Here is a 12,612-nt window from a genome sequence, read left to right on the forward strand (position 1 = left end):
ATGTCGGACATGGAGTCCTTTTATGATGAAAAAGTCATTATTTTGTATGACAGCTGCCTTTTTTGCTCTGCCAACATTCACTTATGCCGCTTCACCATATTTTAGTTTTAAAGATGGCGATGGCTTCAAACGTTTTTCTGTCTCTGCTGGTCCTTTATATGTCAAACCAACAGGAAAAGCTCAGCCTTTACATGTAAATACTGCAATCGCAGAAGGAACAAAAACAAGAGTAGGAGATGTAAAAGGTGATTCAGTATTAAATTCCATTGATGAATCACAACCAAATGCAACAGCTAAAAAGGCATTACTCAAAGGTGTATTAGATTTCGAGAGAAATACACTTCTTAACCTAGGGTTGCCTGGTATCGTATCTTATAAAGGTGATGACGGAGCTCAGTATCTAAGAGCAGATACCGCAGGCTCTGCAGTAATTAATGGCCTCTCCTCTTGGGATAATCCTGGTACTGGTCTTGAAGCTGATGATGTAACAACACTAGGTTTAATGACAAGTTATTTCTTTACAGATAATGTTTCATTAGAAGTGAAAGCAGGAATTCCACCTAAAGTCGATCTACAAGGTAAAGGTAAAATCTATGCCCCTCTTACGGGTACAGCCACTCCAGAAGATTTAGGTGTAATTGTCGGAGACCTACCGCTTAAAAATAATATTTTTATTACCGATCTTGAAGCCCATGGAAGTGCTGCATCAGCTCGTGCCTGGACACCAGCTTTTGAACTTCAGTACCATTTTGGCAAGACTGGCGTAAATAAATTTAGACCGTATGTTGGACTAGGTGTGATGTATGCCTATTTCAGTGAACTGGAAATGAATCCTGAAATTGAAAATGATTTAATCAATGCAGGTCATATGATTGTGAATATTAAAGATGGTAAAGCTGGAGCTGCTCTTGATCGTAAAAAAAGTTCTGGTGATCCTAAAGTAGACCTTGAGGCATCTGATGCAATTGCGCCCGTAGCAACTTTGGGTTTCACCTATGACTTCAATGACAAATGGTATGCGGTTGGTTCTGTCTCTTACGCTCACTTAAAAACAGATACGACTATTACAGTCAATGATGCCAAATATGGTGAATTAATTAATGCAAAAGCAGATATCGAAATTAATCCAATTTTAGGTTATGCCGGTATTGGTTACCGCTTTTAACTTTTGTATCACCCAAAGCTATAAAAACTTATGCACGTTTTTATAGCTTTCTTTTTTCCACATTTTGCTTCTTTTTAAATCAAAATGCTAAAAAAATGAGCACTTTTATAAAGCCGATTGAAAAAATTTACCGCCTTCCTCTCTTATGACCATTTACTGATTTATTTCTGTTTTTTAATTAATTTTATTTTTAATAAACTAACTCAATAGAATTAGAAAGTAATTTTTCCTTTTTAGTAAAATTAATTTTTTGGCACAAGCTTTGCTTTATTCATAGCGAGATGAGTCAACGATGATTCAATGAATAAACCAAGACGGCCAACGATGTCCGCTCTGATCGGTCTGCAGATAGGCAATAAATTGCCATGCAAATTAAAATTTCGTTCAGTTCAGAGGGACGGCGTATGTCTTCAAATATCAATCTAGATGCAAAAAAAGCAACTGAAATAAAATTATTTAGCTTTTCTACTCCTGCAATGCGTGCTTTCCACATGACATGGCTCGCATTCTTTGTGTGCTTCTTCGCATGGTTTGCTTGCGCACCATTAATGCCAGTTATTAAAGGCGAGTTCGGCTTAACTAAAGATCAAATTGCCAATATCAATATTGCCGCCGTTGCAATTACGATTTTAGTACGACTCGCTGTCGGTCCACTTTGTGATAAATATGGCCCGAGGATTACCTATACCGCCCTTCTCTTGCTTGGCAGTATTCCTGTATTTGGCGTTGCTGCTGCTAATAGTTATGAGTCTTTTTTATTCTTCCGCTTACTGATTGGTGCAATTGGCGCAAGCTTTGTTATTACGCAATATCATACAAGCGTTATGTTTGCACCTAATGTTGTAGGTACAGCAAATGCGGCAGCAGCTGGTTGGGGTAATGCTGGTGGCGGTGCAACCCAAGCTCTAATGCCTTTATTACTTGGCGCAATTGTCATGTTCGGTGTCGAACAAACTATGGGTTGGCGTGTTGCATTAATCGTACCAGGCGTAATGATGGTCATTGTTGGTATTCTTTATTGGAAACTCACCCAAGACTGTCCTCAAGGAAACTTCAAAGAAGTCCGCGCACAAGGGATTGAAGTTGGCAGTGGTAAAAAAGGTGGCATGGCAATTTTGATGCAAGCTGCTCGTAACTACCGTGTCTGGATTTTATTTGTGGCTTACGGTGCATGTTTCGGTATTGAAATTTTTATCCATAACGTTGCAGCAATGTACTATGTTGATCACTTCAAAATGGATTTAAAAACTGCTGGTTTAACCGCGGGGATATTTGGTCTTCTTGCACTCTTTGCTCGTGCACTTGGCGGTATTATTTCCGATAAAGTCGCACTCAAAAAAGGTTTAGATGGCCGTACTAAAGTACTAGTACTCATGATTTTAGGTGAAGGTTTATTCTTAATTCTTTTCTCTCAAATGAATGTGATAGCTCTTGCAATTATTTCTATGACGATTTTTGCCCTGTTTACTCACATGGCTTGTGGCGCGACATATGCTCTTGTACCATTTATTGATCGTAATGCATTAGGTGGTGTTGCAGGCATTATTGGTGCAGGTGGTAATGTTGGTGCAGTTGCAGCTGGTTTCTTATTAAAAGGTGTACTCGATATTCAAACTTGTCTATTTATTTTAGGTGGGTTGGTTATAGTCGCTGGCTGTAGCGTAATTCTAATTCGCTTCACGACTGAACATAAAGAAAAAGAACAAGTACTTTTTGAACAAGCATTACTTGAACGTAATTCCGTAGCATAATTTCTACAAGAAGCAGAGATCAAAATGGTGTCTGCTTCTTTAATTTCCTTCTCATAAAATACGATCCTTAAGAACTTTTTAATTCTTCTTAAATATTCCCTCTAACTATATCGATATTTTTCGATATATCTTCTACAATAAATCATCATTATTATAATTTTCCATTAATCATGACTAAAACTGGCAACCAATTTTCTCAGTCCCTCATCTATATGCTGATTGGCAGTGCAATTATTTTGGCCCTTTCATTAGGTGTCCGTCATGGTTTCGGTCTCTACCTTGTACCCATGAGCCATGAATTTGGCTGGGGACAGCATGTTTTTAGTCTTGCGATAGCCATGCAGAACCTGATATGGGGAGCTGTTCAGCCTTTTACCGGTGCAATTGCAGATAAATATGGCAGTAAAGTTGTAGTTGCTGTTGGTGGTTTACTTTATACCCTAGGCCTACTTTTAATGGCTTTTAGTTCAAGTGTACTCATTTTGAATTTAAGCTTAGGTCTTATTATTGGTTTAGCTTTATCAGCAACCTCTTTTACTGTTTTACTGAGTGCAGTAGGCCGAGCTGCCCCTCCAGAAAAAAGAAGTATGGCAATGGGTATTGCTAGTGCAGCAGGCTCTTTTGGTCAGTTTATTATGTTACCTTCCACCCTTCTCTTGCTTAAAACGGTAGGATGGTCGTCAGCTTTGATGGTGAGTGCACTATTAATTGCTCTTATTATTCCCCTAGCGTGGATGCTAAAAGGACCAAGCAATCAAACGCCAAAAGCAATTGCTGAACCACAGCTCACATTTAAACAAGTACTGAATATTGCTAGAAAACATAAGCCATTCTGGTGGTTAGCTTTAGGCTTTTTAGTCTGTGGGTTTCAGGTGGTCTTTTTAGGCGTTCATCTGCCGGGCTATTTAATCGATCACGGCTTTGATGCAGCTACAGGAACTGTGTTTCTGGCACTAGTAGGACTATTTAATATTGTGGGAACTTATGGGGCGGGTTGGCTGGGAGATCGATTCTCAAAACCTAAATTATTAATGGCACTTTACGGTAGCCGCGGCATCGCAATCATGGCCTTTTTACTATTACCTCTAAGCACTTATACGGTATATGCTTTTGGCGTCATTATGGGACTTTTATGGCTCTCTACAGTTCCACTTACCAACGGCATTGTCGCAAATATGTTCGGTGTTAAATACCTTTCAATGTTAAGTGGTATTGTGTTTTTCACCCATCAAGTCGGTTCTTTCTTTGGCGGTTGGCTTGGCGGTGTTAACCATGACTTAACAGGTAATTACAATGCGATTTGGCTATGCTCAATAGCATTGAGTATATTAGGGGTAATCGTACATTTCTTTGTAAATGAGGAGGCTGTTATTCATGACGCATAATGCCTTACTTTTGAAAACAATTATGACTTTGCTCGTGATTATCCTGCTAGCCTGTTCAATCATTTTATGGAAACAAACTCCTGATTTGTTTGTATATTTCAATCAAGCATTTTGTGCCCACTAGAGATACAGACAGCCAGACGCATACTGCTAATTGTCATAAAAATATAAAAAACCTATGGTCTAATGAAAATAAAAAAGCCCGCAAGTTTGCGGCTTTTTTATGAAAAACTTATTTAAAATCAAAACAAACGATTCATACCATTAAGCGCAGCTACACGATATGCTTCTGCCATTGTTGGATAGTTAAACGTTGTTTCAACAAAATATTTCAGAGTATTGTTTGGGCTGTGCATAACTGCTTGCCCAATGTGGATAATTTCGGCAGCGTTATTACCAAAACAGTGAATACCTAAAATTTCCATAGTGTCACGGTGGAAAAGAATTTTTAACTCACCCACTGTATCACCGGTAATTTGCGCACGAGCCAAATGACGGAAAGAAGCTTGACCTACTTCATACGGAATTTTCTCTTCCGTTAATTCCTGTTCATTTTTACCAATTGATGAGATTTCTGGAATGGTATAGATACCTGTTGGGATATCACGTACTGGCTTCGCATCTTCACCACTCATGTTTGCACCAGCACAGCGCCCTTGGTCATAAGCAGCAGAAGCAAGTGATGGCCAACCAATCACGTCACCAGCAGCATAAATATTTTCAACTTCAGTTTGGTATTGATCATTTACTGAAAGTTGACCACGGTTATTTGGTACTAACCCAACATTCTCAAGACCTAAGCCTTCTGTGTTACCTGAACGGCCGTTACACCAAAGAATCGCATCGGCTTTAATCTTTTTACCACTTTGTAAATGTAGTACAACATGGTCATCAAACGTTTCCAGATGATCCATTTGCTCATTGTGACGAATCAATACACCTTGTTCACGTAAGTGATAAGACAAAGCATCAGCAATTTCATCATCTAGATAACTTAATAATTTTTGCTGAGTATTAATCAAGTCAACTTTATGGTCCAAACCAATAAAGATTGAGGCATATTCACAGCCAATAACACCTGCACCGTAAATAATGATTTTTTGAATTGAATAATCAAGATCAAGGATTTTGTCCGAATCGAATACGCGAGGATGATCAAAGTCTAAACCTTGCGGATGATAAGGACGACTACCTGTCGCAATCACGATTTGCTTACAGATAATTGTTTCTTTAATGCCTTCATGGCTAAAAACTAAAACTGTATTTTTATCTTGAATATATGCACGGCCGTGGAATACACCGATTTTGTTACGATCGTAAAAACGTGTATGCGTATCAACCTGTTGTTGAATTACTTTGTGTGCATTACGCAAAACCTGTTTCATGGTGAACTGTTTCCATTCACCTACTTTCTGAAACATTGGATCACGCTGATAACGAATAATACTAGAAACTGTTTGACGTAATGCTTTACTTGGAATGGTACCAACGTGTGCACAGTTACCACCCAGTTGATCACGCACATCTACAATTGCAACACGCTTACCCGCTTTTGCAAGCTTCATTGCCGCGCCTTCACCTGCAGGTCCAGAACCGAGAACTACCGCATCGTATTTAACGAAATTCCCACTAACGACCTCTTTTTTACGTGGCATTGAAAGCTCCTTCCTCACTTGAATGACCATATTTTATAATAAATTATGGCTAATATGCGGTGAATTTATGTATTTCTCAACCCTATATTTCTGAATAACCACATTTATTATATGAATAGTTATTTTCCGCTATTAACTGCAGAAGTTCGCTATAATACAATGTCAATGTCTCTATAAACGAGTGGAAAAGTTAAATATGTCAGAACACCGTAAACCTGAACAGGGTGTAAAACTTCGTGGCGCAGAAAAAGTCGCAAGAATTCCTGTAAAAGTTGTACCTACGGTTGAAGTGCCGCGTAAACCTGACTGGATTCGTGTCAAGATGACGGCACCAGAAGAAGTTCAGCGTATTAAAACCACTTTACGTGCTCAAAAACTCCATACCGTTTGTGAAGAAGCTGCTTGTCCAAACCTACCAGAATGTTTTGGTGGTGGTACAGCAACATTCATGATCATGGGTGATATTTGTACACGTCGTTGCCCTTTCTGTGATGTAGCACATGGTCGTCCAAATGCACTCGATGCAGATGAACCTCGTCATATGGCAGAGACAATTGCTAATCTTAAGCTCAAATATGCGGTAATTACTTCGGTTGACCGTGATGACTTACTTGACGGCGGTGCACAACACTTTGTGGACTGTATCAAAGAAGCTCGTGCACTAAGCCCAAATACATTGCTTGAGATTTTAGTACCAGATTTCCGTGGACGTATGGACATTGCTTTACGCATTATGACTGAATGTCCGCCAGACGTATTTAACCACAACATTGAGACTGTGCCACGTCTATATAAAGCAATGCGTCCAGGTTCAGACTATCAACATTCTTTAAACTTATTAAAAATGTTTAAAGAATATTGTCCTGACATCCCAACAAAATGCGGTTTGATGGTGGGTATCGGTGAAACTGAAGAAGAAGTTATTGCATTGCTTGATGACTTGCGTGCTCACGATGTTGACTATGTGACTATTGGTCAATACTTACAACCTTCTAAACAACACGCGCCAATTGACCGCTTTGTAACACCAGAAGAGTTCGAACGTTATGCAGAACATGGCCGTAAACTTGGCTTTAGAAATATTTGGTCTGCACCAATGGTTCGTTCAAGTTACTTTGCTGATCGTCAATACCACGGTGAACCAGTACCAGAAGTTCGTCGCAAAGTAGATCCAGCTAAAAAAATCGCTGTTCAAGTTGTCGAAGCTTAAAAATTAAATATCTGTAAAAGCCCTCTACTTTAGAGGGCTTTTTATTTGTATAAGAAAATCAATAACATTTCTTGACAAATCGATAAAACAACCCATTACACTTTCACTTAAAAATATCTTATACCTAAAAGTACGATATATCCCTGCTCTAGCATATACATCAATTGCGACATAAAAAATTAAATTTAAACAGCATTAAAAATTAGCTAGTTAAGCCTTAAATCTCTCCTCGCTTTTTTGTAACTTCTAACTTGAGGGCTTATCTAGCAAGGAGCAAGTATGATTTTCCTACTCTTTGTTTTAAGCGTTGTCATTCAGCTTTTTGCAATATGGGCAATTTTCTTTTTTAATCTAAACAGAACCATTGGTAGTGTTATTATGATTGCTGTAGCCATACTTACTGCACTCATATTAACGCCATGGGCTCTCCTTTTAGGTATTCCCCTTATTGCCCTTAGTATCATTATTTTATTTGCACCATTACGCTTTAATCTGATTACTCAACCTGCATATAAAACATTAGCAAACTCAATGCCGAGCATCAGTACGACTGAACAAGAGGCTTTAGGGGCAGGTACCAGTTGGTGGGAAAAAGAATTATTTATGGGGGCACCCGATTGGTCACAATTTGAAAAATATCCCTACCCAACCTTGTCAGCAGAAGAACAAAGTTTTATCGACAATGAAGTTGAGCTCCTTTGTAGCATGCTAGATGAATGGGAAATTCATCATCACTTAAAAGATCTACCACCAGAAGTTTGGCAATTTATTAAAGATAAGGGTTTTTTAGGACTCATTATTCCAAAATCCTTTGGCGGCAAAGAATTTAGCTCATTTGCCCAAAGTCGTATTATGAGCAAAATTGCTTCCCGCTCACTCACCACAGCTGTGAGTTGTATGGTTCCAAACTCATTAGGTCCGGGTGAGCTACTCATGCACTACGGTACAGATGCACAAAAACAGCAGTATTTACCGGGCCTTGCTAAAGGTGAAGAGATCCCATGCTTTGGTTTAACCAGTCCAGAAGCAGGTTCAGATGCAGGCGCGATTCCAGATTCGGGTATTGTTTGCTACGGCGAATATGAAGGTGCTCAAGTCCTTGGACTTCGCATGAATTTCTCTAAACGCTGGATTACGCTTGCGCCAATTGCCACCGTTGTTGGTCTAGCCTTTAAACTTTATGACCCAGAAGGCCTATTGGGAGATAAAAACAAAACAGAATACGGTATTACTTGTGCCTTAATTCCTGCAAGCCATGCGGGTGTAAAAATAGGAGCACGCCATTATCCTGGTTCACCATTTATGAATGGAACAGTAGAAGGAGAAGATGTTTTTATTCCTATTGACTGGATTATTGGTGGTCAAGAAAATGCCGGTAAAGGTTGGCGAATGCTCATGGAATGTTTAGGCGTGGGCCGTGGTATTTCCCTTCCAGCTCTAGCAACAGCCGCAGGTGAAATGAGCTATTTAACCGTTGGTGCTTTTGCGAAAATTCGCCAGCAATTTAATATTTCTGTCGGTAAATTTGAAGGCGTACAAGAAGCAACCAGCGAAATTGCCAGCGATGCCTATATGCTTGAAGCATTCCGTTATTTAGTGACATGTGGCCTAAACCAAGGTGGAACACCTGCCGTGATGACTGCTATGGCAAAATATTATGCAACTGAAACGATGCGTAAAGTTGTCAATCACGGAATGGATATTGCTGGAGGACGTGCAATTCAACTTGGGCCACGTAATTTCCTTGCCCTTACCTATCAAGCAATTCCAATTGCTATTACGGTAGAAGGCGCAAATATTTTGACCCGTTCATTGATGATTTTTGGTCAAGGCTCAATGCGTTGTCATCCTTATCTATTTGAAGAGTTACAACTCCTTCAATCTGAAGATAAAAATAACTCAGTCAAAAAATTCGATGATTTGTTATTTAAACATTTAGCCTATACCTTTAACCGCGGTGCTAGATCATTTGCCTACGGTTGGACAGGTGGCTCAAGCGATGCGCCTCAGTCAGCAGATCAATTCACTGCAAGTTACTATAAAACGATTAATCGTTTTAGTGCCAACTTCGCACTTGTTTCAGATATGTCACTTGGCCTACTTGCAGGCGACTTAAAACGCAAAGAAATGTTATCAGGCCGCTTGGCAGATATTCACGCGCACCTCTTTATTTCTACTGCGATATTAAAATTTTATGAAGCTGGACAAAAAACTGAAGCTGAACAACTTCACGCTAAATTAGCGCTACAAAAAGCTTTCTTGAATATTCAGGAAGCATTTTGGGGATTATTTGAAAACTTCCCAGCTAAACTTCCAGCAGCATTTGTAAAATGGATCTGTTTCCCTTTTGGTCGTATCATTTCAAAACCAGATGATGAATTAAAACAACAAGTCGCTGAACTTATGATGCAAGAGCACCCTTTCAGAGAACAGCTTAAACATCACGTATTTTATTCAACCAAAGCCGATGATGTAACTGGTCGTTTAGAGCATGCTTTCCAAATTCTACGAACACTTGAACCACTTTGGGATAAGTTTAAAAAAGCTGAATCTAAAGGCAAATTTACGGGACTTACTTTCGAAGAGAATATTGCACAAGCAATAAAAGAAGGCTTTATTTCTGAAAGCGAAGCTCAACAATTATTGCAATACAACGCAATTCGATTCGATAGCATGCTTACAGATGTGTTTGATGAAGATTTAAATAAAGATCTTCCTTTGTCAAACCCTCATCAAATTTAGTGACTGATGCCTCCACTAATTCACTATTGCAATCATTTTTGATTCGCATTAATTAATAAACAGCCATAAAAGCGTCAATCGACGCTTTTATTTTTAGGAGAAATTAATGTCTAAGCAAGATTACGAAAATGGATTAAAAGTTCGCACAGAAGTGATGGGGGAAGCTTTTGTAAAGCGTGCACAAGAAAATACCGTACCCTTTACCCAGCCTGTGCAAGACTGGATTAACGAGCATGCATGGGGATCGACTTGGCAACGTGAAGGTGTGCTACCTCGTAAATATCGCTCATTAATTACTTTGGCAATGCTCACGGCACTAAAATCACCAACTGAACTCAAAGGCCATGTTCGTGGTGCACTTAACAATGGTTGTACAGTTGAAGAGATTCAAGAAACTTTATTGCACAGCCTGCCATATTGCGGCGCCCCTGCTACACAAGAAGCTTTTCGCGCTGCTTTAGAAGTGATTCAAGAATATCAACAACAATAACTTCAATATGAGCCAGCACTCTACTGGCTCTTTTTATCTAATTCAATTTGGATGAATGCATCTGAAAATTACGATCATCAATCACAATAGCCTGACGGCAAATCCCCTCTACTTGACGCTGCTTTTCAAAAACTGCCGCTGACATCGGTTCAAAACTATCAAAAAAGCAGATTTCATTTTGATCTATAGAATAAATGAGCGACTGATTTCCAACACCTTCTAAAGTATCGTAGTACACAATCACCATTTTTCCGTTTTGAATTGCAACTTGAATATCTTGATAGCTCAGCGCCGGTCCAGTTGGAATTCTTAATACCTTTGCTTCTTTATAGCTCATACGTTCGCTTTGGCTAATGCTAGGATCCTCATCTGAATGAAATGACACCTCAAATCCTAGTTTCTTTAAAGCGACAGCTAAGGCAATAGTATAGGTGCCTCCTTCATCGTGTCGGCAAACATTAATCAGCTCATCCACATCAATTTGTACTCCATGATGCTGAAGCACCATCCAAACTGCAAAAACGCCACAGTTTGAATCTAGGCTTGCCAACGACTCGGGAATATTTAATGCCATAATTAGAATCTAAAGTGATAATTACGCAGATAATAAACAAAACTGGATTGGCACTAAAAGCTTTTCCAAGTACAATGTTTCGCTAGTCGAGGGATGCTGCGACAATTGATCGGCACTAAAGATCAATTTGCCAGGCTCGACGATCGGTTAAACAGTCGTTTTAACCAACAACGGCATCCGCGAACAGAATGATCAATACTATTTTTTCCTAGGAGATCCTGATGAACGCGGTTAATGCTTCATTTACAGATTACAAAGTTGCTGACATCTCTCTTGCTGATTACGGCCGTAAAGAAATCAAACTTGCTGAAGCAGAAATGCCAGCTTTGATCGGCTTACGTAAACGCTATGCAGCTTCTAAACCACTTGCTGGCGCAAAAATTCTTGGTTGTATTCACATGACTATTCAAACAGCTGTTCTTATTGAAACGCTTGTTGAATTAGGTGCTGAAGTACGCTGGACATCATGTAACATTTTCTCTACTCAAGACCATGCTGCTGCTGCAATTGCTGCTCGCGGTATTCCAGTTTTTGCTTGGAAAGGTGAAACTGAAGAAGAATACGTATGGTGTTTAGAGCAACAGATCAATGTAAATGGCCAACCTTGGGATGCCAACATGATCTTGGACGATGGCGGTGACTTAACTGCTCTTGTTCATGAAAAATACCCTACTCTTTTAGAACGTATTCACGGTATTACCGAAGAAACTACAACAGGTGTTCAACGTCTTATCGAAATGTGGAAAGACGGTTCTTTGAAAGTTCCTGCAATTAACGTAAATGACTCAGTTACTAAATCTAAAAACGACAACAAATATGGTTGCCGTCACTCATTAAATGACGCAATCAAACGTGCAACTGACATGCTTTTGTCTGGTCGCCGTGCACTTGTAGTTGGTTATGGTGACGTAGGTAAAGGTTCTGCTCAATCTTTACGTCAAGAAGGCATGATCGTTCGTGTAACTGAAGTTGACCCAATTTGTGCAATGCAAGCATGTATGGACGGCTATGAAGTTGTATCTCCATACAAGAACGGCGTACAAACAGGCAAAAAAGAAGATATTAACCACGATCTTCTTGGCAACACTGACCTTGTTGTAACAACAACTGGTAACTACCACGTGTGTGATGCAGCAATGTTAGACAGCTTAAAAGCTGGTGCAGTTGTATGTAACATCGGTCACTTTGATACAGAAATCGACACGGCTTATTTACGTGGTTACAAGTGGGTTGAAGTTAAGCCACAAGTTCACCAAGTTTATCGTTCAGAAGATGAAAATAACTACCTTATCCTTCTTTCTGAAGGTCGCCTTGTAAACCTAGGTAATGCAACTGGTCACCCATCACGTGTAATGGATGGTTCTTTTGCTAACCAAGTTTTAGGTCAAATTCACTTATTCCAAGAGAAATTTGCTGATCTTCCTGCAAATGAAAAAGCTGCAAAAATTCGTGTAGAAGTTCTTCCTAAGAAACTTGACGAAGAAGTTGCCGCTGCAATGGTTGCAGGTTTCGGTGGTGTACTTACCCAGTTAACTCAAGAGCAAGCCGATTATTTAGGTGTAGCTGTTGAGGGACCATTCAAGTCTGACGCTTACAAATACTAAGAACTTAAGGGCAGACGGTGAACCGACTGCCCTTTT

General features: G+C 39.5%; 9 protein-coding genes. 7 read left to right on the forward strand and 2 right to left on the reverse strand.

The window, feature by feature from the left end; all coding sequences use genetic code 11:
• Positions 1–22 precede the first annotated feature (22 nt).
• From HMPREF0013_RS14875 to HMPREF0013_RS14885, 3 genes are all read left to right on the forward strand, one after another.
• Positions 23–1,165: an OmpW/AlkL family protein gene (locus HMPREF0013_RS14875; RefSeq protein WP_002118130.1), complete on the forward strand. Its 1,143-nt coding sequence runs from the start codon at positions 23–25 to the stop codon at positions 1,163–1,165.
• A gap of 404 nt (positions 1,166–1,569) precedes the next feature.
• Entirely contained in the window at positions 1,570–2,916 is a 1,347-nt protein-coding gene (locus HMPREF0013_RS14880; protein WP_002118212.1) for an MFS transporter, read from the forward strand.
• A 170-nt stretch (positions 2,917–3,086) separates the two neighbouring features.
• Positions 3,087–4,301 carry an MFS transporter gene (locus HMPREF0013_RS14885; protein ID WP_002118121.1) on the forward strand — a complete coding sequence of 405 codons (1,215 nt, stop codon included), beginning with the start codon at positions 3,087–3,089 and terminating at the stop codon, positions 4,299–4,301.
• 242 nt (positions 4,302–4,543) lie between these two features.
• Here the strand turns inward: HMPREF0013_RS14885 and sthA are convergent, their stop codons facing one another.
• Positions 4,544–5,956, reverse strand: a complete 1,413-nt coding sequence (gene sthA, locus HMPREF0013_RS14895) for a Si-specific NAD(P)(+) transhydrogenase (RefSeq protein WP_002118117.1) — start codon at positions 5,954–5,956, stop codon at positions 4,544–4,546.
• 196 nt (positions 5,957–6,152) lie between these two features.
• On the opposite strand from sthA, the gene lipA reads away from it, so the two are divergent.
• The 3 genes from lipA (at position 6,153) to HMPREF0013_RS14910 (ending at position 10,398) form a co-directional block, all read left to right on the forward strand.
• Complete coding sequence (lipA, locus tag HMPREF0013_RS14900; RefSeq protein WP_002118167.1) at positions 6,153–7,166, forward strand: lipoyl synthase; 1,014 nt, start codon at positions 6,153–6,155, stop codon at positions 7,164–7,166.
• A 279-nt stretch (positions 7,167–7,445) separates the two neighbouring features.
• On the forward strand, positions 7,446–9,908 hold the full coding sequence (locus tag HMPREF0013_RS14905; RefSeq protein ID WP_005803747.1) for an acyl-CoA dehydrogenase: 2,463 nt from the start codon (positions 7,446–7,448) through the stop codon (positions 9,906–9,908).
• 106 nt (positions 9,909–10,014) lie between these two features.
• Positions 10,015–10,398 (forward strand): carboxymuconolactone decarboxylase family protein, encoded by a 384-nt coding sequence (locus HMPREF0013_RS14910; RefSeq protein ID WP_002118157.1) that lies wholly within the window; start codon positions 10,015–10,017, stop codon positions 10,396–10,398.
• A gap of 37 nt (positions 10,399–10,435) precedes the next feature.
• On the opposite strand, the gene HMPREF0013_RS14915 is transcribed toward HMPREF0013_RS14910, so the two are convergent.
• The gene (locus HMPREF0013_RS14915) at positions 10,436–10,972 is read right to left on the reverse strand and encodes a cysteine peptidase family C39 domain-containing protein (RefSeq protein ID WP_002118255.1); all 537 of its coding nucleotides are present in this window, start codon (positions 10,970–10,972) and stop codon (positions 10,436–10,438) included.
• 221 nt (positions 10,973–11,193) lie between these two features.
• On the opposite strand from HMPREF0013_RS14915, the gene ahcY reads away from it, so the two are divergent.
• Positions 11,194–12,576: an adenosylhomocysteinase gene (gene ahcY, locus HMPREF0013_RS14920; protein WP_005073425.1), complete on the forward strand. Its 1,383-nt coding sequence runs from the start codon at positions 11,194–11,196 to the stop codon at positions 12,574–12,576.
• Positions 12,577–12,612: the final 36 nt, after the last annotated feature.

The organism is Acinetobacter sp. SH024, assembly GCF_000163635.1.
Classification (GTDB): Bacteria; Pseudomonadota; Gammaproteobacteria; order Pseudomonadales; family Moraxellaceae; genus Acinetobacter; species Acinetobacter pittii.